This is a genomic window from Pantoea sp. X-Soil-MYKO-1289 (assembly GCF_059730625.1).
Genome location: NZ_AP036004.1, coordinates 3658980 through 3680850, shown reverse-complemented (window position 1 = coordinate 3680850; position 21871 = coordinate 3658980). Strand labels below are relative to the sequence as shown.

At 60.2% G+C, this 21871-nt stretch carries 19 protein-coding genes; 10 read left to right on the top strand and 9 right to left on the bottom strand.

Going from position 1 to position 21871, the window contains the following annotated elements; all coding sequences use genetic code 11:
• The first annotated feature begins 3 nt into the window (after positions 1-3).
• The 3 genes from AC6I7Z_RS17550 to AC6I7Z_RS17540 all read left to right on the top strand — a co-directional run bounded on the left by AC6I7Z_RS17550 (position 4) and on the right by AC6I7Z_RS17540 (position 3026).
• Positions 4-1320 (top strand): c-type cytochrome, encoded by a 1317-nt coding sequence (locus tag AC6I7Z_RS17550; protein WP_497815147.1) that lies wholly within the window; start codon positions 4-6, stop codon positions 1318-1320.
• Positions 1321-1465: 145 nt separating this feature from the next.
• On the top strand, positions 1466-2533 hold the full coding sequence (locus AC6I7Z_RS17545) for a helix-turn-helix domain-containing protein (RefSeq protein ID WP_497815146.1): 1068 nt from the start codon (positions 1466-1468) through the stop codon (positions 2531-2533).
• The gene (locus tag AC6I7Z_RS17540) at positions 2514-3026 is read left to right on the top strand and encodes a PIN domain-containing protein (protein WP_497815145.1); all 513 of its coding nucleotides are present in this window, start codon (positions 2514-2516) and stop codon (positions 3024-3026) included. The genes AC6I7Z_RS17545 and AC6I7Z_RS17540 overlap by 20 nt, the downstream gene beginning before the upstream one ends.
• Here AC6I7Z_RS17540 and AC6I7Z_RS17535 read toward each other — a convergent pair.
• The 4 genes from AC6I7Z_RS17535 to AC6I7Z_RS17520 form a co-directional block, all read right to left on the bottom strand.
• On the bottom strand, positions 3023-4435 hold the full coding sequence (locus AC6I7Z_RS17535; RefSeq protein WP_497815144.1) for an MFS transporter: 1413 nt from the start codon (positions 4433-4435) through the stop codon (positions 3023-3025). The genes AC6I7Z_RS17540 and AC6I7Z_RS17535 overlap by 4 nt on opposite strands.
• Positions 4436-4621: 186 nt before the next feature.
• Positions 4622-6142 carry a p-aminobenzoyl-glutamate transporter gene (gene abgT / locus AC6I7Z_RS17530; RefSeq protein ID WP_497815143.1) on the bottom strand — a complete coding sequence of 507 codons (1521 nt, stop codon included), beginning with the start codon at positions 6140-6142 and terminating at the stop codon, positions 4622-4624.
• A gap of 77 nt (positions 6143-6219) precedes the next feature.
• Complete coding sequence (locus AC6I7Z_RS17525) at positions 6220-7662, bottom strand: M20 family metallopeptidase (protein WP_497815142.1); 1443 nt, start codon at positions 7660-7662, stop codon at positions 6220-6222.
• Positions 7659-8972 (bottom strand): amidohydrolase, encoded by a 1314-nt coding sequence (locus AC6I7Z_RS17520; protein ID WP_497815141.1) that lies wholly within the window; start codon positions 8970-8972, stop codon positions 7659-7661. The genes AC6I7Z_RS17525 and AC6I7Z_RS17520 overlap by 4 nt, the downstream gene beginning before the upstream one ends.
• Positions 8973-9076: 104 nt before the next feature.
• Between AC6I7Z_RS17520 and AC6I7Z_RS17515 the strand changes: the two genes are divergently transcribed.
• Positions 9077-9973, top strand: coding sequence for a LysR family transcriptional regulator (locus AC6I7Z_RS17515; protein WP_497815140.1), 897 nt, complete (start codon positions 9077-9079; stop codon positions 9971-9973).
• Between the two features lie 74 nt (positions 9974-10047).
• Positions 10048-10485, top strand: a complete 438-nt coding sequence (gene yjdN, locus AC6I7Z_RS17510) for a VOC family metalloprotein YjdN (protein ID WP_497815139.1) — start codon at positions 10048-10050, stop codon at positions 10483-10485.
• A gap of 317 nt (positions 10486-10802) precedes the next feature.
• Here the strand turns inward: yjdN and AC6I7Z_RS17505 are convergent, their stop codons facing one another.
• The 3 genes from AC6I7Z_RS17505 to AC6I7Z_RS17495 all read right to left on the bottom strand — a co-directional run bounded on the left by AC6I7Z_RS17505 (position 10803) and on the right by AC6I7Z_RS17495 (position 13956).
• Positions 10803-11669 carry a nucleoside-specific channel-forming protein Tsx gene (locus AC6I7Z_RS17505; RefSeq protein ID WP_033793233.1) on the bottom strand — a complete coding sequence of 289 codons (867 nt, stop codon included), beginning with the start codon at positions 11667-11669 and terminating at the stop codon, positions 10803-10805.
• Between the two features lie 275 nt (positions 11670-11944).
• Complete coding sequence (locus tag AC6I7Z_RS17500) at positions 11945-13300, bottom strand: sensor histidine kinase (RefSeq protein WP_497815138.1); 1356 nt, start codon at positions 13298-13300, stop codon at positions 11945-11947.
• Entirely contained in the window at positions 13297-13956 is a 660-nt protein-coding gene (locus tag AC6I7Z_RS17495) for a response regulator (protein WP_033749206.1), read from the bottom strand. Before AC6I7Z_RS17495 ends, AC6I7Z_RS17500 begins: the two co-directional genes overlap by 4 nt.
• A 186-nt stretch (positions 13957-14142) precedes the next feature.
• Here AC6I7Z_RS17495 and AC6I7Z_RS17490 point away from each other — a divergent pair, with 186 nt between their 5' ends.
• The 5 genes from AC6I7Z_RS17490 (at position 14143) to AC6I7Z_RS17470 (ending at position 18523) form a co-directional block, all read left to right on the top strand.
• Positions 14143-14511, top strand: coding sequence for a helix-turn-helix domain-containing protein (locus AC6I7Z_RS17490; RefSeq protein ID WP_033749207.1), 369 nt, complete (start codon positions 14143-14145; stop codon positions 14509-14511).
• Between the two features lie 68 nt (positions 14512-14579).
• Positions 14580-15470, top strand: coding sequence for a LysR family transcriptional regulator (locus AC6I7Z_RS17485; protein ID WP_497815137.1), 891 nt, complete (start codon positions 14580-14582; stop codon positions 15468-15470).
• A gap of 107 nt (positions 15471-15577) precedes the next feature.
• Positions 15578-16774, top strand: a complete 1197-nt coding sequence (locus tag AC6I7Z_RS17480) for an MFS transporter (protein WP_497815136.1) — start codon at positions 15578-15580, stop codon at positions 16772-16774.
• 98 nt (positions 16775-16872) lie between these two features.
• Positions 16873-18036: an ImmA/IrrE family metallo-endopeptidase gene (locus tag AC6I7Z_RS17475; protein ID WP_497815135.1), complete on the top strand. Its 1164-nt coding sequence runs from the start codon at positions 16873-16875 to the stop codon at positions 18034-18036.
• Positions 18005-18523, top strand: coding sequence for a PIN domain-containing protein (locus tag AC6I7Z_RS17470; RefSeq protein WP_497815134.1), 519 nt, complete (start codon positions 18005-18007; stop codon positions 18521-18523). Before AC6I7Z_RS17475 ends, AC6I7Z_RS17470 begins: the two co-directional genes overlap by 32 nt.
• A gap of 68 nt (positions 18524-18591) precedes the next feature.
• On the opposite strand, the gene AC6I7Z_RS17465 is transcribed toward AC6I7Z_RS17470, so the two are convergent.
• Both AC6I7Z_RS17465 and AC6I7Z_RS17460 read right to left on the bottom strand, forming a co-directional pair.
• A complete protein-coding gene (locus AC6I7Z_RS17465; RefSeq protein WP_497815133.1) occupies positions 18592-20982 on the bottom strand; it encodes a glucose/quinate/shikimate family membrane-bound PQQ-dependent dehydrogenase in 2391 nt (796 codons plus the stop codon).
• A gap of 283 nt (positions 20983-21265) precedes the next feature.
• Positions 21266-21844, bottom strand: coding sequence for a hypothetical protein (locus AC6I7Z_RS17460; protein WP_497815132.1), 579 nt, complete (start codon positions 21842-21844; stop codon positions 21266-21268).
• Positions 21845-21871: the final 27 nt, after the last annotated feature.

The following is a 21871-nucleotide window of genomic DNA, read 5'->3' as shown; positions in this document are numbered from 1 at the left end:
GCGATGAAAAACGGCTTACTGGCTCTGATTCTGGGCACGATGACCTTTGCCGCGCTGGCGGACGATAACGGCGGCGATCGGGTAAAACGCGGCGAGTATCTGGCGCGCGCGGGCGACTGCGTCGCCTGTCATACCAGCAAAGAGGGCAAACCCTTCGCCGGCGGCCTGCCGATGGCGACGCCGATCGGCACCATCTACTCCACCAATATCACGCCGGACAAAGTGACCGGCATCGGCGACTACAGCTACGACGACTTCCAGAAGGCGGTGCGTCACGGCGTGGCGAAAAATGGCGATACCCTCTATCCGGCGATGCCTTACCCTTCCTACGCGGTGGTGAGCGACGAGGATATGCAGGCGCTCTACGCCTACTTTATGCACGGCGTCGCGCCGGTCGAGCAGGCTAACCACAAAAGCGATATCCCCTGGCCGCTGTCGATGCGCTGGCCGCTGGCGATCTGGCGCACGATGTTCGCGCCGGATGTAAAAGCGTTTCAGCCGATGGCGCAGGAAGATCCTGAACTGGCGCGCGGCCGCTACCTGGTGGAAGGCCTGGGCCACTGCGGCGCCTGCCATACGCCGCGTAGCATCACCATGCAGGAAAAAGCGCTGAACAACGGCGAAGGCAATGACTATCTGGCGGGCAGCAGCGCGCCGATTGACGGCTGGACCGCCAGCAACCTGCGCGGCGATAACCGCGACGGACTGGGACGCTGGAGCGAAGAGGATCTGCGCCAGTTCCTGCGCTACGGCCGCAACGACCATACCGCCGCGTTCGGCGGCATGACCGACGTGGTGGAGCACAGCCTGCAGCACCTCAGCGATGAGGATATCGCGGCGATCGCCCACTATCTGAAATCGCTCGGCGCGAAAGACCCGAGCCAGGCGGTGTTTAGCGTCGATGACGCCACGGCGAAAGCGCTGTGGAAAGGGGACGACAGCGCGACCGGCGCATCGGTTTATGTCGATAGCTGCGCCGCCTGTCATAAAACCGACGGCAGCGGCTATCAGCGCTTTTTCCCGGCGCTGCGCGGCAACCCGGTGGTGATGGCTGAAGACCCCACCTCGCTGATCCATATCGTGCTGGCGGGCGGCACCCTGCCGGGCGTGAAAGGCGCGCCAACCACCATCACCATGCCAGCGTTCGGCTGGCGGCTCGACGATCAGCAGGTGGCGGACGTGGTGAACTTTATCCGCGTCAGCTGGGGCAACGGCGGCAAATCGGACGTCACGGCGAAGGATGTGGCGGAGTTGCGTAAAGATAAGACCATCCAGCCTTATCAGGGCAGCGCGGATATCCATCAGCTGGAAAATCAGTAGTGACCTCAGGAGGCCCGGCTAACGGCGGGCCTCTTTTCCTCCCTCATAGCCCCCCATTTTTGATTGAAAATGCAGCACTGCGCGCGCATAATCCGGTTTACGAAAAGTTTTTTTCATCTTTATTTGTAAACCACAGGAGGCTGGCGTGTTTGGTGAGCGTTTGTTTCGTGCCCGCGCTGCGTCTGGCCTGTCAATGAAAGAGCTTGCTCTGCTGGCAGGCGTTAGCGCCAACATGATCAAGAAGTATGAGCATAATGAAAGCATGCCGGGTTCGGCTGTGCTGTTGAAAATGTCGCGCGCGCTGGGCGTCAGAAACGAATATTTTTTTCGGCCTACGACGGTTGAGCTGAAAGAGGTTGAGTACCGTAAACGCAGCAATCTCTCAAAAAAAGCCTTAACGCGCATTCATGCGGATATCATCGACCAGGTAGAGCGCTGGATGGAACTCGCCGCGCTCTGGCCCTGTTTCCCCGTTCCTGCGTTTAGCGCGCCGCTTTTCTCTACCCAGCGACTCACCCATTACGACGACGTGGAAAAGGTGGCGGAGCGTCTGCGCCAGAAGTGGTGTCTGGGCAGCCAGCCCATTGCCAGCCTGATCGATCTGCTGGAGCGTCAGGGCATTCTGGTGATTGTTACGCAGGCGGACCATGCCGAAAAGTTCGACGGTTGCCAGGCGAAGGTCAACGGTATGCCGGTGATTGTGATTTCTGGCAAATGGCCAGGCGACCGCCAGCGTTTTACGCTGGCGCACGAACTGGGTCATCTGGTGCTGCATCACCGCCTGGCGAATGACCTGGACGAAGAGAAGGCGTGCCATCGCTTTGCCGGCGCTTTTTTGCTACCTGCCAGTACAATGCGTCAGCGCCTGGGCGCGCGTCGCCACGCGCTGGAAGTGCGTGAGCTTTATCTGCTGAAGCAGGAAGCGGGCCTGAGCATGATGGCCTGCATCTATCGGGCCGCCGATCTTGGCATTATCAGCGACCACACGCGGCAAAAGCTGTTTATGCTGTTTTCCGCCAGTCACTGGCGCACGCTGGAGCCGGGCGAGGCTTATCCGACTGAAAGCACAACGCTTTTTTCGCAGCTGGTTTTCCGCGGCCTTGGGGAAGGGATCCTCAGCGAGTCTAAGGCTGCCGAGCTGCTCGGCATCTCACTGTCGCAGTTCCACCGCACGCGAAAACTGGACTCGCCGGATGTTGATTCTTATCAGTGATGCCAACATTCTCATCGATCTGGAAGAGGGCGAGCTGATTCGCTTTCTGTTTCAGCTGCCTTACCGGTTCACGGTGCCTGATTTACTCTTTTATGACGAGCTGGCGGAGCATCATGCTTATCTGCTGGAGCAGGGTCTGCTTCTCGGCGAGATGACGCCGCAAACGCTGCGCTACGTCAGCCAGCTGGTGATGCGCGTTCAGGGTCCCAGCCGCTATGACTGCTTCGCTCTGGCATTGGCTAAGCAGGAAAACTGCCCGTTGCTCACGGGCGATAAAGCATTGCGAATGGCGGCGAAAGCTGAACAGGTCGAGGTCAGAGGCACGCTGTGGCTGGTGGAAGAGATGGTACGCTACGCCGTCATCGATCGCGCTGCCGCCCATCGCGCCTATTCACTGATGCGCGCGAGCGGCAGGCGTTTACCCTGGGAGATGGCGTTTCAGCGCCTGTCCGATGAGCTAGCGGACCTTAGCGACCCGCAGCCAGACAGTTAAATATTCTCCAGATCGATGCCGCGCGTCTTCGGTCCGTAAATCCCCACCGACAGCATCACTATCAGCATGCTCGCCACGATAAAGGCGATGACGCCCTGGCTGCCTGCATACTGCAAAATCAGGCCGATCAAAATACTGCTGAAGACCGTCGAAAGGCGGCTGAAGGAGTAGCAAAAGCCGACCGCGCGGGCGCGAATATGGGTGGGAAAAATCTCTGTCTGGTAGGCGTGATAGCTAAAGGTCAGCCAGGCATTGGAGTAAGTGATCAGAAAGCCGCAGAGGATCAGCAGCACCGGGTTGGTCTGAAACGCGAACAGCGTGCCGAACACCACCGTCATCAGGCAGGAGAAAACGATCTGCCATTTGTTCTCAAACTTATCGGCGTAGCGGCTGCAAATCAGCGAGCCGAGCGGGTAGGCGAGGGTGATAAAAAAGGCGTAGAGCAGGCTGTGGGTCACGGTCGTGCCTTTGCCCGACAGCAGCGCGGGCAGCCAGTTGCCAAAGCCGAAAAAGCCGATCGCCTGAAAGAAGTTCATCACCACCAGCATCAGAGTGCGCTTGCGGTAGGCCGGCGACCAGATCTCGCTGAACCGGCCGCGTTTCGGCAGCTGCGCCGCCGCGTCATCCGGCGGGAAGTCTGCGCCGGGCGCGACGCCGCAGCGTTTCTCCATCGCGCTCAGCACCTGATGCGCCTCCTGATGACGACCCTGCTGCGCCAGCCAGCGCGCCGACTCCGGCAGATCCTTGCGAATAAACCAGATAATCAGCGAACAGAGCGCGCCCGCGATCACCACCCAGCGCCAGCCTTCCAGGCTTAACAGCGTCTGCGGCACCAGCCACCAGGACATCAGCGCCACCGTCGGCACGGAGAGAAACTGCACGAAAAACGAAAAGGCGAAGGCGCGGCTGCGCAGATGCGTCGGCACCCACTCCGAAAGGTAGGTGTCGATGGTGACCAGTTCGATGCCGAGGCCGATGCCCACCAGAAAGCGAAACAGAATAATCATCTCCGCGCTCTGCTGAAAGGCCATCAGCAGCGAGAAAAGGCCGTACCACGCCAGCGCGCACATAAAGGTCAGGCGTCGGCCGAAGCGGTCGGCATAAGGCGCGAGCAGGCTGGCGCCGACAAACAGGCCGAGAAAGGTGGCGGAGGCGAAGGCAGCCTGATCGGCGATGCCGAACACGCCCGCGCTGCCGGTGTGGAACACGCCGGCGGCCAGCAGGCCGGAGCTGATATAGCCGGTCTCAAACAGATCGTAGAGTTCAAAGAAACCGCCGAGCGCGAGCAGCGTAATAAAACGCCACAGGCCGCGCGACGAGGGCAGCGCGTCGATGCGCGCCGCTAAGCTGTTATCTGGCGTCGGCGCAGCGAACCCCGGCGCCATCCCTGGAGTGCAGGTGGTTGTCATTATTTTATGAACCTCGGTGTGACGGTGTTTGCCTGTCTCGCTAACGGCAGGGCGATGTTGTAAAAATAGTGACCGTTAGCAAGCGAAGAGAGTGCAGAATAATCAATTCGGCGATCCTTGCCGAGAGGGTTGTTGGTGAGTATTTAGCAACGTACGTTGCACTTTTCGCCGTCCGTGGCGAAGCCGCTACGGCATCTGCGGCCAGACGCCAGGTCCGATAGGCAATCCCAGCGCATACCAGGCGAGCAGCAGCGCGATCCAGGTGATGAAGAAGACCACCGGATAGGGGAAGATCAGCACGTAATAGGTGCCGAGCTGGGCATCTTTCTGGTAGCGCTGCAGGAAAGAGAGGAACAGCGGCAGAAAGGGCGACATCGGCGCCAGCGGCAGCACCGCCGAGTCGGCGATGCGAAAGATCATCTGCGCAAAGGCGGGGTGAAAGCCGAGCAGCATAAACATCGGCACGAACACCGGCGCGAGAATCGACCAGATCGCCGAGCCGCTGGCGATAAACATACAGAGAAACGCCGACAGGAACATCAGGCCGAGAAAGGCGGGCGCGCCGCTGATGCCTGCGCTCTCCAGCACGTCGGTCAGCCCGATGGCCATAAACTTGCCCATGTTGCTCCAGTTGAAGAAGGCCACGAACTGCGACAGCGGAAACACCATCACGATAAAGCCCGCCATGCTCTTCATCGGCTCGACCAGCAGCTGCGGAATATCGTCCGGGCGGCGGATCTGCTTCGTGACCGCGCCATAGACGGTCGCCACCACGAAGAAAAACAGGATAATGATCGGCACGATGCCCTTGATGAAAGGCGAGGGCACAATGCCGCCGGTTTTCGGATCGCGCAGCGGCGCATGCTCCGGCACCACCAGCAGCGCCATCACGCCGATAAACAGCAGCGCCGCAATGCCCGCCGCGCGCAGGCCGCGATTCTCCAGCGGCGTCAGGGCCGCCAGCCGATCGCTGCTGCCCTCTTGCCACTGCGGCAGGCGCGGCTCGATAAATCTGTCGGTGAGAATGGCGCCGGCCACGGTCAGCACGATCACCGAGGTGGCCATAAAGAACCAGTTATCGATGACGCTGACGTGAACCGTGTCGCTGACCGCCTTCGCCGCTTCGGTGCTGATGCCGGAGAGCAGCACGTCGGTGGTGACGATCAGCAGGTTGGCGGTAAAGCCGGAGGCGACGCCGGCGATCGCTGCCAGCAGGCCCGCCACCGGATGACGTCCTACGGCGAGAAAGATCAGCGCGCCGAGCGGCGGCATCACCACCAGCGCGGCATCGGAAGAGATATGGCTGAAAAAGGCGATAAACAGCACCATATAGCTGGCGTAGCGGCGGCTGACGCGCGACGCCATCTTCACCATCAGCGACTGCAACAGGCCCACTTTTTCCGCCAGGCCGGCGCCGAGCACCAGCGCCAGAATCGAGCCGAGCGGCGTAAAGCCGCTGAAGTTTTTGATGATGTTGGGCAGGATCCACTGCAGGCCCGCGACGCTCAGCAGGTTGTTGACGCGCACCATCTCGCCGCTGACCGGGTTTTTCACCGCCAGATCGAGAGTGCTGATAATGGCGGTCGCCACCATCAGCACCACAATCAGATAAACAAACAGCAGGAAGGGATTAGGGACTTTGTTGCCGACCCGCTCGATCCAGCCGAACACTTTCCCAGGGCTGCGACTCTCCGACATTACGGTCATGATATTCCTCGTCTTGTATGGTCGTGTTTGCGTGTTTTTATTGTGTTATCGGTCCGCGCCTGTGGCGCGGCCGCGGCTCAGTTGGCCAGTTTTGAAGGCGTCACGCCTTCGGGAATCGGGCATGTATAGGGCTGGGCGCGGCGCGCCCGTTCGAACTCGGCGCGGCAGCGCGCCAGCGCCTGCTCGTCGGTCAGCAGATCCAGCACGGTGGCGGCCATCACCTTCGCTGCCAGCAGCATGCCCTTGTGCGCGATGCTGGTGCGGCCCTGCGCCACCAGCTGCCAGGTGTGCAGCGGCGTGCCGAAGGTAAAGCAGGGCGCAAAGCACTGCGCGACGGGCGTGACCCAGCTGACGTCGCCGACGTCGGTGGAGCCGTAGAGCAGCTCGCGCGTCGCCGCGCAGGGCGCCACCTCATCCATCAGCAGCTTGTCGCCGTGCGCCTCGATCCACGCCGCGCCCGCCTCGCCGCCGGTGCGTGCCGCATTGAGCCGCGCGTTGCGCAGATCCTCCTCGCTCAGCGTGGCGCGGATCTCGGCGGCGAAGGCGCGCTCATCCTCGCTGTAGTGGGGCAGACCAAAGTGATGCAAATAGCGCTCCATCACCGCTTCCAGCGCGCGGTTCGGCACGTAGTTGGAGCACGCCTTGTCGAAGCGCACCGTCACCTGCGTGTCGGTCATCAGCGCCGCGCCTTGCGCGATATTGATGACGCGCTGGTAGATTTCCTGCGCCTGCGGCAGCTCCGGCGCGCGGATCAGGTAGAGCACTTCGGCGTCGGCCTGCACCACGTTGGGCGAGACGCCGCCGCTGTTGGTCACCGCATAGTGCAGCCGCGCCTCCTGCACGATATGCTCGCGCAGGAAGTTGGCGCCGGTGTTCATCAGCGTCACCGCATCGAGCGCGCTGCGTCCGAGGTGCGGCGAATTGGCGGCGTGCGCCGCCACGCCCTTAAAGTGAAAGGCTGCCTGGATATTGGCGAGGGTGCTGAGGTTGAACAGGCCGCTGAAGCCCTCAGGATGCCAGGTGACGGCGGCGTCGACATCGTCGAACAGCCCTTCGCGCACCATAAAGGTTTTGCCGGATCCGCCCTCTTCGCCGGGACAGCCGTAAAAGCGCACCGTGCCGCGCCCGCCGTGCTGCGCCATCCAGGCTTTCAGCGCGAACGCTGCCGCCAGTCCGGCGGTGCCGAGCAGATTATGGCCGCAGCCGTGGCCGTTGCCGTTCTGCTCCAGCGGCTCTGGCCGCGCGCAGCCCGCCCGCTGGCTCAGCCCGGCCAGCGCGTCGAACTCGCCGAGAATGGCGATCACCGGCTTGCCTTCGCCCAGGCTGGCGACGAAGGCGGTTTCAATATTGCCGACGCCGCGCGTCACGGTGAAACCCTCGCGCTCCAGCGCGTCGGCCAGCAGCACGCTGGAGCGCGTTTCGGCGAAGCGGGTTTCCGGCGTGTCCCAGATGGCGTCGCTGAGGGCGGTAAAGCGCGCCTGGCTGGCGTCGATATAGTCGGCAAGGAAATCTGCGTTCATCGCGCACCGCCGAACTGCGCCTGATTGAGCGCCAGCGTCGCCAGCATCTGCACCGCTTTGCCCATCACGCTTTCGTCAAAGTCGAAGCGGGCGTTATGGTGGCCCGCCGCCAGATCGCAGCCGAAGATGGCGTAGGTCGCCTGACCACCGCGCTGTTTAACGCGCTCCATCATATAGGTGGCGTCTTCCGATCCGGCGGCCTGCGCCTTGCGATCCACCACCGAGTCGAAGATGCCGAGCGCCTCCGCCTGCTGGTGCAGGAAATCGACCCAGGGCTGGGTCGGCGTGCAGCTGCGCGCCGCGCCCATTAGCCTGACCTCATACTCCACGCCGTACATCGCCGCTGCGCCAGCGATCACGCGCAGCGCCTGCTGGTAAATGTCGTCGTTGACCTGGTTGCTGACGCCGCGCGTTTCGACCTTCATCAGCGCGGTGTCGGCCACCACGTTGCGGCCGGTGCCCGCCTGCAGCACGCCGACGTTGACGCGCGCCACGCCGCCGCTGTGCTGCGGCAGCCCGTGCAGCCCCAGCGTCGCCTGCGCCGCCGCCAGCAGCGCGTTGCGCCCCTCTTCAGGCCTGCCGCCCGCATGCGCGCCGACGCCGGTGAAATGGACATCCAGCTTGGTGGTGGCGAGAAAGCTGTCGCTGCCGCACACCAGCTCGCCGGCGGGCACGCCGGTGCCGAGATGGATCGCGGTAAAAAGATCGACATCGTCTACCACGCCCGCCTCCACCATCGCCTTCGCGCCGCGCACGCCCTCCTCGGCAGGCTGGAAAATCAGCTTGATCGTGCCGCTCAGCTGCGACTTCATCGCCATCAACACGCTGGCGAGCGCCAGCCCGATAGTGGTATGGCCGTCATGGCCGCAGGCGTGCATCATGCCGGGATTGCAGGAGACGAAACCTTCGCGCTGCGGCAGATGATCGGGCGCCTGGCTCTCGTTGAGATCGAGCGCGTCCATATCGACGCGGAATCCCATCACCGGGCCGGGACGACCGGTCTCCAGCGTGGCGACGACGCCACAAAAGCCGCCGGAAAAATAGGGCAGCCACTGCGGCAGCGCGCCCTGCTGCAGCGCACGCGCCTCCTGCTGTTTCAGGACCTCAGCGTCGGGGAGTCCCATCCGCGCCTCGGCGTTAATCACCTCGCGGCCCAGCTGCAGTTGATAACCCAGCTTATGCAGCGCGTCGGCCACCCGCGTCGCGGTACGGAATTCCAGCCAGCCGGATTCGGCAAACTGATGGAGATCGCGCCGCCAGCTTTGCATCTGCGGCGCCAGCGCCTGAACCTGCTCAGAGAGGGTTGTCATAGGAAATCCTTATTGTTGGTTTTTTATGCACACACCCGAATTTACACAAGCCTTCCTGACCGCATAAGATGCGAATAACTTACTCCTGATAAACCGTGGTTATCATGCCGTCACAGCTAAAATTGCATCAGCTACGCGCCTTCGTCGAGGTGGCGCGTCAGGGCAGCATCCGCGCCGCAAGCCGACTTTCCGGGCTTTCCCAGCCTGCGCTGACCAAAGCGATTCAGGAGCTGGAGCAGGTTTTGGGGGCGAAATTGTTTATTCGTCGCCAGCAAGGTGTGGTGCTGACCGACGTGGGTGATAACTTTTTTCGCCATGCCAGTCTGGTTTTGGAAGAATTACGTGTGGCGCAGGAGGATATTCAGCAGCGGCTTGGACTGGCAGGCGGCCAGGTGAATATTGGCGTGGGCGGCAGCGTGGCGCGCACCATCATGCCGCAGGTGATCACCCAGTTTCATCGCGAATATCCGCTGGTTAAGGTGCGCATCGTTGAAGGCCAGCTGGTGTCGATGATCCCGGAGCTGCGCCAGGGCGAGCTCGATTTCACCATCAATACCTACGATCAGAGCCATCTCGATCAGGAGCTGAGTTTTGAGAAAATGATGCAGCGCGACTACAAAGTGGTGGTGCGCAAGGGGCACCCGATGGAGAAGGCGCGCTCGCTTGAGGCGCTCCAGCAGTGCGACTGGACGATGCCGACGCCGAAGGGCAGCTACTATCGCCTGCTGCACGACCTCTTTGCCGAGCGCGGCATGGCACCCAAAATCGTGGTCTCCTGCGAGACCTTTATGGCCTGCACCAGTCTGGTGGCGCAGAGCGACTTTGTCAGTATTCTGTCGGTCGATGTGATCAACGATGCGGTGCTCGGCCAGCAGCTGGTGGCGCTGGATCTGGACGATCCCTTACCGAAAGCGACCTTCTATTTGATCCAGCGAAAGGAGACGGCGCTGACGCCGATGAGCGCTTACATGGCGCAGCTCTTTCGGCGTTATTGCCAGTAAAAACAACGGGTAAAGCCGATCGTCTACACTGGTAAGGTACTGTAAGAAATCCAACCGACAATATAGAGGTGAAGATGCAAGTCAGTCCTTATCTGTTTCTCTATGGCCGTTGCGAAGAGGCTATCGACTTTTATCTGCAGGCTACCGAGGGAGAGCTGCTCCATAAAATGACGTTCGGTGATATGCCGGATCAGGGCGAACAGGTTGGCGATCAATCTGCGGCGCCGCTGCCGCCGGAAAAGATTATGCATGCCCAGCTGCGTATCGGCGAAGGAGAACTGATGCTAAGCGATGGCAATACCGAGAAGCCGCCGGCATCGGAGCACGCCGGTTACGCGGTTAGCCTGTCGACCACCGACGTCGAACAGGGTAAAGCCTGGTTTGAGAAACTGTCGGCGGGCGGCAAGGTCACGACGCCGTGGCAGGAGACTTTCTGGTCGAACGGCTTCGCGATGTTTATCGATAAGTTCGGCATTCCGTGGCGCATCAACGTTGAGAAGCCGCAGGAATAAGTCTGTCTCAGGCAAGTAAAGTGTTTACGCGGTGAGGCTGATCCGACTGCAAAACGGTTACTTACAGACAGCTAAAATGCCTGCAAGCAGGAGAGCTGGCCCGAAGAGCAAAGCGTCCTGCGCCATGGACAAAAACGCCGGGAGCGTTTTTGAACAACGCATCGCGTTGGCCCGGCAACGGGCGCACCTCAGGGATGAGGTGCGTATCCGCGCAGGCCGAGCTGGCAGGGATGCCGTTTTTTGCGTCTTTGCGATCGGGCCAGCTCTCCTGCGATAGCACTGCTTTCAAGCGGGCAGCAGTTAGTAGCCCGCTTTTATCAGAAGTTATAACCCGCCACCAGGTAGTAACCCCAGCCGGTTGATTTCACTTCAAACGGTCCGCGACCGAAGTTCAGCTCCTGACCATCCGCCCACTGGCCGCCGTTGTGGAAGTAACGCGCCACGGCGGAAATATGCCAGTGGTCGTAGCCCAGCGACAGAATATGACTGGAGGCGATGGAGTTGCTGGTGCGCGACGCGTCTGACTTGTCGCGCAGATCGGAACCCCAGTCGAAGTTGGTAAAGCCGATATAGCTCAGGTTGCCGCCCCACAGGGTGGTAATCGGCACCATATATTTCACCTTGAAGCGATAGCCATCCCAGCTGTTCTCGTTCGCCGCGCCGTAGTTTTCCCACTGATATTTGGCATAGACGTTCAGCGACAGGCCGACGTCGCTGTGCGTGTCGATGTCGGTGCCGAGACCCATATACCAGGTGTTCTGACGGTTATCGCTGTTGCGGCCCATATCGTAGATATAGTTGTTGGCGAAGTACCACTCTTTGAACGGACCGAAGGCCAGGCTGGTGCCGGTCAGCTTATCGATAGAGAAACGCGGCTCAATTTCCATGAACATCGGCGAACCGTGGTCGAAAATGCCGTTGGCGTTGCTGTTGCCCATGCCGAAGAAGTTGGTCAGATCGAGGTAGCCGTAAAAATCGAACCAGTCTTTTTTCGCGAAGGCTTCATATTCCAGATAGACATCGTTATTGAACTGCGGTCCGAAGCGGGTGTGATAGCTGCCCACCACGTTGACGCTCTGGTGCCACCAGTCAGAGAGATATTGCGGATCGCTTTCGGCGGCCTGCGCGCCGCTGCTCAGAGACGTTGCCAGCAAGGCGCCTGCTATCAAGGTTTTGAATTTCATTATCGTTAACCACATGCTTTTGACCGCGCAGGAACGCAGTCAGAGTGAAATCGATCCCAGAGTGGGGCGGCGAAGATGTAACCGTTTTTTACAGCCGGTTTTTGACCTGCGTAGCCTGACCGTTACAGGGCGATAGAAAATAGATTTTGCTCACGTTTGTCAAAATGTGTTGCATTGCATTTACGTGAAAGTGTGAAGTTCATCACGAAAATAAGCCGTAGCGAACGGAACGCCGCAACCGTTTACGTTGTCGGCATCGCGCGCGAACGTGAAAATCAGGGAAGGGTGACGCGAACCTGCAGACCGCAGATGGCGCCCTGCGGATTGAGGCAGTTGGAGAGGGAAACCTGGATATGATGCTTCTGCGCCACGCTGCGCACGATCGACAGGCCTAAGCCGCTGCCCTGCGCCTTCACGGTCGGCGAACGGGTAAAGCGGTCAAAGGCGCGATCGATAAACGCCTCCGGCATGCCCGGCCCGTTATCGACGATATCGACCACCGTGCGATCGCCGACGCGATGCAGCAAAACGTCCACCAGGCTGCCTTCCGGGGTATGCAGCATGGCGTTGCCGATCAGATTATCGAACAGGCTGCGCAGCTCGGAGCGGCTCGCCTGCAGGCGATAGCGCGTCGAGCCGTTAAAGCCGATATCGATGCCGCGCTTGTCGGCCACCACCATCAGCTGCTCGATGCTCTCTTTCAGCAGATCCTCCAGCTCAATGTTTTCTACCGAAGCGACCACGGTTTTATCTTCCTGGCGCGAAATATTGAGCAGCTGCGTCACCAGATGGCGCGTGCGCGTCACGCCCGCTTCCAGCTGATCGAACTGGCGGCTCGCTTCGCCCGGCTGAATATGCTGGCGCAGATTCTCCAGCTGCAGCGTCACCGCCGTGACCGGCGTGCGCAGCTCGTGCGCCGCGTCCTCCAGGAACTGGCGCTGCGACGACCAGGCGGCGCGCAGCTTGTTGAGCAGCGAGTTGTAGGCTTCGACCAGCGGCAGGATCTCATCCGGCAGCCCTTCAGGCGACACCAGATGGGGATGCAGCGTCTCCTGCGCGGCGATTTCGCGCGAGGCGACGCGCAGATCGCGGGTGATCTTGCGCACCACCAGCCAGATCACCAGCAGCGAGAGCGGCATCATCAAAATCAGGGGAATAATCGCCGCCAGCGCGCGTCTCACCATCTCGGCTCGCATATGGCTGAGGTTATGCATCACCTGAATGGTTTTAATGTCGCTGCCCGGCTCGCCGGGACGCGTGTAGATACGCCAGGCGCACTCGTCGCAGTCGCCGACGTCGATATCGTGCCACCCTTTTTGCGCCTGCAGCGGCGCGTGCAGCTCCGGCCAGGAGCTGGCGCGCAGCCTGCCGTCTTTGTCCCACAGCTGTACGACGTAGGCGCTTTTCATTTTGTCGGCGTGCAGCATCAGCGGCATCAGCGCCGGGATCTCTTTGTTGGTCGCCCAGGCGTCGGCGATTTTCGACAGCTGGTCATCCTTCATGGTGCCGATCATGTCGCCGTAGCAGCTGAAGAAATACCAGGTGACGCCGCCGATCATCAGCAGATGGATAATCAGCAGCGTGCTGAGCAGTTTATTGCGCAGGGAGCGCATAAAGGTGAAAGGTTTCATAGCGCGGGCACGCGCCAGCCGAGGCCGCGCACGTTGCGGATGGCGTCATTGTCGAGCTTGCGGCGCATGCCGTGGATCAGCACGTCCACCGCGTTGCTGGTGACCTCTTCGCCCCAGCCGTAGATGCGGTTCTCCAGCTGTTCGCGCGACAGGATGGCGCCGGGACGCTCCAGCAGGGCGTAAAGCAGCGCATATTCGCGCGCGGTAAGCTGCTCGCGCTGGCCCTTATAGAGCACTTCGCGCGTCATCATGTCCAGCTGAACGTCGCCGCTGCCGAGCAGCGAGTCCGCCGCGCCGTGGCGACGTCGGGTTATTGCACGCATGCGCGCCAGCACCTCTTGCAGGTCGAAAGGTTTCAGAAGATAGTCGTCGGCGCCGCTGTCGAGCCCCTGTACGCGCTGCGCTACCGTGTCGCGCGCCGTTAAAATCAGCACCGGCGTGGTGTCGCCGCGTCCGCGCGCGCGCTTCAGCACCTGCAGCCCGTCGTCGCGCGGCAGGCCGAGATCGAGCAGCACGCAGGTGTAGTCGCCTTCATTCCAGGCGTGATGGGCGAAGACGCCGTCGCGCGCCCAGTCAACCGACCAGCCTGCGGCTTCCAGCGCCTGCTGCAGATTGGCGCCGATCATTTCATCATCTTCAACCAAAAGTACGCGCATGGAAAATCGCCTCGTCAGTGATTGGCCGCAGTTTACGCCGGGATTATTAGCACAGAATTAAAGCCGCCGCACGGCGATGCCTGCCAGACGCGATGCTAATTCTGCGCTAATTTTCCGCTAATTAAGGGATAAATTTTCCGCGCTAAAGTGGGTTCACTGAACATCATGTCGTATCGGGAGGAACTCATGAATCAGCGCGAATTTATTCGTAGTCTGCTGCAGTGGATTGAAAGCAACCTGGGCCAGGACCTGCATCTGGATGAGGTGTCGCGTCGCTCGGGCTATTCCCGCTGGCATCTGCAGCGTTTATTTCGTCAGCATACCGGTTTTTCGCTGGCGGAGTATATTCGTCAGCGCCGCCTGACGGAGTCGGCGCTGCTGCTGCTGAACAGCAACGAGGCGATTCTGCAGGTGGCGATGAACTACGGTTTCGACACCCAGCAGGCCTACACGCGCACCTTTAAAAACTATTTCCGCGTCACGCCGGGGCAGCTGCGCCGTCAGCGCCGCGTCGAGCCGGACAGGCTGCTTTTTCCGCTGGCGATGGCGAGCTGACGCCAGCAAACAGATGTAACCGGTAGCGAAATTGTTTAGTCTGCTTTTTTGCGGCGGACCAGACAATTATGGATAACAGCGAAAACTTAACGGCGATGATGATGTTCGCCCGCGTGGTGGAGTGCAGAAGCTTCAGCGAGGCCGCGCGCGCGCTCGGCCTGTCGAAATCCCACGTCAGCCGGGAGATCGCCCGGCTTGAGGTACGGCTCGGCTTTAAGCTGCTGCACCGCACCACGCGCAATATGGCGCTGACCGAGCTGGGACAGGCCTACTATCCTTTCTGCACCCGCATGCTGGCGGAGATGCATCGCGCCGACGCCTTTGTGCAGCAGCTGCATCAGAACGTCGCGGGCAACGTGCGGCTGCAGGCGCCGGTGACCTACGGCTGCCAGTGCGTCTCCCCCGCGCTCAACGCCTTTCTGCGTCGCCATATCCATATCAACGTCGACCTCGACCTGACCGATCGCGGCGGCGATGAGCTGGAAAACCAGGCCGATATCGTCGTAGCGATCCGCGCTCGCGCGCCGCAGGGCGAGCACGTTCGGCTGTTGGGCGATATCGAATGGGGACTCTACGCCGCGCCGGGCTACCTGGCGCAGCGCCCGCCGGTAACCCATCCCGATATGCTGCCGCGTCACGATCTGCTGATGTTTCACGGGCCGGCGCACACCGCCGCGCTGCCGTTTCGCCGCGACAAGCAGCGGCTGGCGATCGACGTGCGCAGCCGCTTTCGCGCCAATAACAGCATGGCGTTGCTCAACGCCGCGCAGGCGGGCAGCGGCATCGCCTATCTGCCGTCCTATATGGCGCAGGCGGCGCTGGCGCGCGGCGAGATTGTCCAGCTGCTGGCGGAGTGGCAGATGGATCGCCTGCAAAGCTATCTGCTGCTGAAAGAGGCGCAGCCCGCCGCGCCGGTTAGCCTGCTGTGCGATGCGCTGGTCGCCGCGCTGAGCGGCTGATTGTTGCCATCTGGCAACAACGGGCGGCGCTGAGTAATTATCGCGCCGCTACTGTTGTTCCTGCATCAACGACGCTAGCCTGAAAGCCAGACAAAAAGGAGGGCTTGATGGAAGCGATTGCCGCGCCAGACGCGCAAATCTGGAAACGTAACTTATGGGTATGCGTGCTGGGCTCGTTCAGCACAATTGTGGCGATGACGCTGCTGCTGCCCTTTCTGCCGCTCTATGTGCGGCAGCTCGGCGTAACGGAACCGGCGGCGATTGCGCGCTGGTCCGGGCTGGCCTACGGCGCGACCTTCTTCAGCGCCGCGCTGACCGCGCCGCTCTGGGGCAGGCTGGCGGATCGCTATGGCCGCAAGCTAATGCTGATCCGCGCCAGCCTCGGCATGGCGGTGGCAATGGCGCTGATCGGCATGGCCACCGCGCCCTGGCAGCTGGTGGCGCTGCGGCTGCTGGCGGGACTGCTCGGCGGCTACGCCTCCGGCTCGACCATTCTGGTGGCGGCACAGACGCCGAAGGCGCAGACCGGCTGGGCGCTCGGCGTGCTCTCTTCCGGCATCATGGCGGGAAACGTTGTCGGCCCGCTGCTGGGCGGCGTGCTGCCGCCGCTGATCGGCATCCGCCACACCTTCTGGTTGACCGGCGCCGTTATTTTCCTCGCCTTTCTGGCGACCACCTTTCTGCTTAAAGAGCTGCCGCGCCCGCCAGCGGCACCGCGCGCCGCTGGCGACGCGTCCGGCGCCATCAATCACGGCGTGGTGAAGCTGATGTGGCTGTCGGGCATGCTGCTGATTTTCGCCAATATGTCGATTGAGCCGATTATCACGCTTTATATCGGGCAGTTCGTCGCGGGAGATCACGCCATTACCGTCACCGCCGGACTGGTGATGGCCGCTGCCGCGCTGGGCAGCATTCTGTCCGCGCCGCGGCTGGGCAAGCTGGCGGACCGCATCGGCCACTGGCGTGTGCTGAGCGGCGGTCTGCTGATGTGCGCGGCGCTGCTGATCCCGCAGGCGTTTATCACCGCTGCATGGCAGCTGGTGGCGCTACGCTTTCTGATGGGCATGGCGCTCGGCGGACTGTTGCCGTGCATCACGGCGATTATCCGCCATAGCGTGCCGGAAGGGCAGGTCGGGCGCATGCTGGGCTACTCGACTTCCGCGCAGTATATCGGCCAGGTGAGCGGCCCGCTGTTCGGCGGCTTTATCGGCGGCGCGTTCGGCATGCGGCCGGTGTTTTTGCTGACGGCGGCGGTGATGTTGTTGTGTGGCGCGGTGAACTGGCGGAAAAGCCGACATCATTAATTTAAATCATTATCCTGTCAGGAGGGGAGCTGATACTGTATGCCATAGTTAACATGGAAGCTTGAGAAGTTCCCGTGAACGTTAACCGGGAGTAACCTATGAATATCCAGGAATATATCGCTGAACGCTTGTTTGCTGCGCGCGCTGAAGCGGGTTTAAGCGCTGTCGCCGTTGCCGATGCGATTGGCGTCGTGCGGCAAACTTACAGTAAGTTCGAGCAGGCGCAGGGCGTACCGAGCGTGACCCAGCTTATTGCGCTCTGTAAGCTTTATAACAAACCGATCGGCTATTTTTACGACAGCGATGAAGGCACGTTTCGCTTCGCCATGCGGGCGGACCATCCCGATATGCTGGACAGCAAGCTGCGCAATGCGCTTATCAGCAAACTCCAGCATATCCATGCCATTGAGGAAGCCGCAGACGCCAGACAGCCAGAAGATCTTCCCAATTCGCTGCCGATATTTACGGCGAAGGAAGAGGATCTGTTAAGGGTCGAGGATAAAGCCGCAGAAGAGCGGCGGCGTCTCGGCATCGGCGATGCCACCTGCGTCGGCGATATCGTGGCGCTGCTGGAGTCATTCGATATCCGCGTCATCCCCTTTAGCCATCAGGCTGAAGAGGGACTGGTGTCCGGTTTTTCAGCCTTTAGCGATAAATACGGCACGGCGATCTACGTCAATAATCACCCTTCCGTTTCGGTTGAGAGACAGATATTCAGCATCTGCCACGAGTATGCGCATATCATTTTTCATCGCGACGACTATACCGGTCCCGCAAAAACCTATAAAACGCGCGGCAAATCGGTTTCGCCAGAAGAGAAGGTCGCCAATCATTTCGCCGCCTGTTTTTTGATCCCTGAACATGCGCTGCGTAAGCAGTTCCTGATGCAGGGCGGCGGATGGGCCTATGAGGAGACGGTGATGCGGCTAAAAAGCATCTACAGCGTCTCCTTTGCCTGCATGGTCGACCGCCTGAGCAAATGTCGGCTGATATCGCCCAAAAACGCAGCCTGGCTCTGGGGCATTACGCAGCAAAAAGGCTGGAACAGGCAGGAACCCAAGCCGATAAGGGAGCCGCTCAGCTATAAAGAGCGCCTGCTGGTGCTCTCTCGCAAGGCGTGGGAAGCAGGAACGGCATCGGAATCTTTCCTGGCGGATCTGCTGGAACTCAACAGAAAGGAGCTAAGCGTACTGCTGGAAAAATGGTACGCCGATCAGGAGGCTGGCGAGGATGCCTTTTCAATGCCCCAGATGCGTCATTGATACCAATGTCCTGTCCGATTTCTATGGGTGCGACTGTTTAGCGCTGATCTGGCAGTTGTTTCCCGGCGGCGTCTGGATCGACCCGTATGTATGCGAAGAGCTAAAGGTGAAATACCAGCTGGACGTTCAGCAGACGCTAGCGCGTTTGCAGCTGCCTTACGTCTTCACCAACGATTACGAACCCGAACATTACGCGGAAATGCAGGAGATCAAAGTGCGCCGACGCGCGCTTAAACACGCGGATATCAGCTGTGTTCTTCAGGCGCGTTTACAGGATGCAACCTGCCTCTCTGCCGATAATGCGGTGTTTAAAACCTGTCAGGAGAGGGGGATCAGAGTCGCCAGACATGGCGGCATTCTGGAAGAGGCAATTAATCGTCATATGCTGAGCAAAGCGCAGGCGCGCCACTTTTTTCAGGCCTTCCTCGATCGCGGTCTAACCATGAAACCCTCTATCCGCGACGCGCTGCTGGCAAAATTTTCCTGAAGCGGCAAAAAAAATGCCGGTCACCTCAGGTGACCGGCATCAGCGTTGCGTCTTAGCTTAACGAGCGTTTATTTCTCGTCTGGGAGCGCGTAGGCAATGACATAGTCGCCCAGCTTGGTGCCAAAAGAGCCGTGACCGCCTGCCGCGATGACAATGTACTGCTTGCCGTTCGCTTCATAGGTCATCGGTGTCGCCTGGCCGCCAGCCGGCAGACGCGCCTGCCACAGCTGCTCGCCGGTTTCGGTGCTGAACGCGCGCAGATAGTTGTCTGCGGTCGCGCCGATAAAGAACACCTTGCCCGCCGTCGCGATCGGGCCGCCGAGCATCGGCATACCCATCTTGAACGGCAGCGGAACCGGCGCGCTGTCGCGCGTGGTGCCGATACGTTTCTTCCAGACGACTTCATTGGTTTTCAGGTCGACGGCGGAAACGTAGCCCCAGGCCGGCTGCTTACACGGCAGGCCGAACGGCGACAGGAACGGGTTCAGCTCAACGCCGTACGGCACGCCGTACTGCGGCTGGATGCCGGTCTCGGTGCCTGAACCGCCGCTCGCGCCTTCAGGCGGCTCGATCGGATTGCCCGGGCCGCGCGGCACCAGTTTAGAGACGAACGGCAGGGCCATCGGGTTGGCGATAGCGATCTGACGATGCGGATCGACCGCGATGCCGCCCCATTCGAACATGCCCAGGTTGCCCGGGAACACCAGCGTGCCCTGCTCAGACGGCGGCGTGAACGGACCTTCGTAGCGCAGACGCTTGAAGATCACGCGGCACACCAGCTGGTCATACAGGGTTGCGCCCCACATATCCTTGTCCGTGAGATTCTGCTTCGGACGGTAGGTCAGCTCGGAGTAAGGCTGCGTCGGCGAAACGTGATCGCCTTTCGCGGCGCCCTGCGGAACCGGGGTCTCCGGCGCAGGCACGACCGGCTTGCCGGTACGACGATCCAGCACAAAGATGTTGCCGGTTTTCGCCGGGGCGTAGATCACCGGAACGGTATTGCCGTCTTTATCGGTGATGTCGGCCAGCGTCGGCTGCGACGGCAGATCCATATCCCACAGGTCGTGATGCACGGTCTGATACGACCACACCAGTTTACCGGTGGTGGCGTTCAGCGCCAGCACGCTGCTCGCGTAGCGCTCCTGCTCCGGCGTGCGGTTGCCGCCCCAGATATCCGGGGTAGAAACGCCCATCGGCAGGTAAACGGTATCCAGTTTCGGATCGTAAACCGCCGGCGCCCAGGAGTTAGGCGAGTTCATGGTGAAGGTGTGTTCATCAGCCGGAATCGCGTTAGGATCTTTCGCGCCCGGATCGAAGACCCACAGCAGTTTGCCGGTGTTGACGTCGAAGCCGCGGATCACGCCAGACGGCTCGCGCGTCGAGTAGTTATCGGTGACCGCGCCCGCCATAACGATGGTGGTATCGGTAATCACCGGCGGCGACGTCGGCTCATACTGGCCCGGCGTGGTGACCGGCTGCTTGTGCTGCAGATCCAGCTCGCCGTTGTTGCCGAAAGCAGGGCAGCGCGCGCCGGTTTCCGCATCCAGCGCGAACAGACGACCGTCGTTTACCGGCAGGTAAATACGGCGCGAGCAGAGCGCAGGCTGGCTGTTAGCGGCATCGGCCGCCGCAGGCACTTCGTGGTAAGAGACGCCACGGCAGGTGACATGCTGGAAGGTCGGATTCGGCTTCATGCCCGGATCGAATTTCCACTTCTGCTTGCCGGTAGTCGCGTCGAGCGCGAACAAAATCTGGTGCGGCGAGCAGAGGTAGACCGTGTCGCGGACCTTAATCGGCGTCACTTCGTCGGTAATTTCGCCCGGATCGTTCGCGGTCTTGAGATCGCCAGTCTGGAACTGCCAGGCAACCTGCAGGTTTTTCACGTTATCTTCGTTGATCTGCTTCAGCGGCGAGAAACGCGTACCCTGCTGATCGCGCGCATAGGCGGGCCAGTCTGCGTCGGCGATATTGCTCAGCGGCTGCGCCGGCGCGGCGTTCTGCGCGGTTTCCGGCAGCTTGCCGTTCACCGTCTGCGGATCGTTGAATACCGCATAGGCCAGTACCAGGGCGCTGGCGATCAGCGCGATGGCCATGCTGCCCAGCGCGGCTTTGCTGCCGGCGTTTACGCTACGGTAAACAAAAGGCAGGATCAGCCAGACGCCGAAAATCACCAGCACGTCGGTGCGCGGCGCCAGGGCCCAGAAGTCGGTGCCGACTTCCCACACGCCCCAGATCAGGGTGCCGATCAGCAGCAGCGCATAGAGAACCAGCGCGGTGCTTTTGCGACGAGACAGCAGCCAGGCGGTGATAAGCATAACCACACCGCCGATAACGTAATACCAGGAACCTCCGATAGCGGCTAACCAACCACCGCCAATCAGCATAAACGCGCCCGTCAGGAATGCGAACAGCACCGTCAGGAAACGAATTACGCCAAAAGATGAGGAACTTTTCCCCATAATGTCGACCTCGTTTTTTTGCCATAAAAACACAGAAAACAACGCATTAGGCTGTTTTCACGTTATATAAAGTACGTAAGAAAGCAGGTGTTCAATGCTGCTCTTCCCGTGAGCATCGCAATCCGTGTGAGTTAAATTTTATAGTAAAAACGTTAAGAGGTTTGATTTTTTTAGCGCTTTGCGCTTGAGCGCGCAATTAGTACGACATTTTATGGGGGTTACGCTGCGTTATGGCGCTCAGGCTGCGAACACAACGCCAGCGTTTGGTTTTTTCCTCGGAATTTCAGCTGATAAGGCTGCCTGCGCGGCATTGCTGCTGCCAGCCCGATATATTGAGCGCCTTCATCACCTCGGCGGGCGGCGCCGGCTGGGCGCTGCGGACAATAACCTTAATTTCTCTTTCAGCAAATGAGGATAATAAAAAGGGGAAGGTAAATTTTTGATAATTAGCGTTAAAGAAATCTTCGCTTAACACGATGCCTGAAAAGGGGAAAGATTCAATCAGCCGCCAGTCAGCGCCAGGTGGAGCGAAATCGAGCATCCAGAACTGAAAAACATTTGTTATTTCAGGTAAAGCGAGGCGGCACTCTTTCAGCGCGTCGTAGTTAATGGCCAGGCGAACGCGTGAATGTTGCCAGCAAAGATATTGATCCGGCGCCGCGATGATTTGTTTAAGCTGCTTCATGTCGACGGGAATAATCATTAATGCTGCTTCATTTGCACAATGATTTTTCCATGAAACTATATCGTCATTATTATTGGTTTCCTCTGCATCATCCAGTAAGTAAGGTTTCGAATAACAAAAACCCAGCAAGGTGCCTGCGGGGCTGAGAATATTTTCAGTAACATATGGATTGTACAAGCTATTTTCCATGCATCTCTGGTTAAA

Excerpts from the sequence above, each read along its gene's own strand:
- AC6I7Z_RS17550 (WP_497815147.1), top strand. The coding sequence starts at position 4 with ATGAAAAACGGCTTACTGGCTCTGATTCTGGGCACGATGACCTTTGCC.
- AC6I7Z_RS17540 (WP_497815145.1), top strand. The coding sequence starts at position 2,514 with ATGTTGATTCTTATCAGTGATGCCAACATTCTCATCGATCTGGAAGAG.
- AC6I7Z_RS17535 (WP_497815144.1), bottom strand. The coding sequence starts at position 4,435 with ATGACAACCACCTGCACTCCAGGGATGGCGCCGGGGTTCGCTGCGCCG.
- abgT (WP_497815143.1), bottom strand. The coding sequence starts at position 6,142 with ATGACCGTAATGTCGGAGAGTCGCAGCCCTGGGAAAGTGTTCGGCTGG.
- AC6I7Z_RS17525 (WP_497815142.1), bottom strand. The coding sequence starts at position 7,662 with ATGAACGCAGATTTCCTTGCCGACTATATCGACGCCAGCCAGGCGCGC.
- AC6I7Z_RS17520 (WP_497815141.1), bottom strand. The coding sequence starts at position 8,972 with ATGACAACCCTCTCTGAGCAGGTTCAGGCGCTGGCGCCGCAGATGCAA.
- AC6I7Z_RS17515 (WP_497815140.1), top strand. The coding sequence starts at position 9,077 with ATGCCGTCACAGCTAAAATTGCATCAGCTACGCGCCTTCGTCGAGGTG.
- yjdN (WP_497815139.1), top strand. The coding sequence starts at position 10,048 with ATGCAAGTCAGTCCTTATCTGTTTCTCTATGGCCGTTGCGAAGAGGCT.
- AC6I7Z_RS17505 (WP_033793233.1), bottom strand. The coding sequence starts at position 11,669 with ATGAAATTCAAAACCTTGATAGCAGGCGCCTTGCTGGCAACGTCTCTG.
- AC6I7Z_RS17500 (WP_497815138.1), bottom strand. The coding sequence starts at position 13,300 with ATGAAACCTTTCACCTTTATGCGCTCCCTGCGCAATAAACTGCTCAGC.
- AC6I7Z_RS17495 (WP_033749206.1), bottom strand. The coding sequence starts at position 13,956 with ATGCGCGTACTTTTGGTTGAAGATGATGAAATGATCGGCGCCAATCTG.
- AC6I7Z_RS17490 (WP_033749207.1), top strand. The coding sequence starts at position 14,143 with ATGAATCAGCGCGAATTTATTCGTAGTCTGCTGCAGTGGATTGAAAGC.
- AC6I7Z_RS17485 (WP_497815137.1), top strand. The coding sequence starts at position 14,580 with ATGGATAACAGCGAAAACTTAACGGCGATGATGATGTTCGCCCGCGTG.
- AC6I7Z_RS17480 (WP_497815136.1), top strand. The coding sequence starts at position 15,578 with ATGGAAGCGATTGCCGCGCCAGACGCGCAAATCTGGAAACGTAACTTA.
- AC6I7Z_RS17475 (WP_497815135.1), top strand. The coding sequence starts at position 16,873 with ATGAATATCCAGGAATATATCGCTGAACGCTTGTTTGCTGCGCGCGCT.
- AC6I7Z_RS17470 (WP_497815134.1), top strand. The coding sequence starts at position 18,005 with ATGCCTTTTCAATGCCCCAGATGCGTCATTGATACCAATGTCCTGTCC.
- AC6I7Z_RS17465 (WP_497815133.1), bottom strand. The coding sequence starts at position 20,982 with ATGGGGAAAAGTTCCTCATCTTTTGGCGTAATTCGTTTCCTGACGGTG.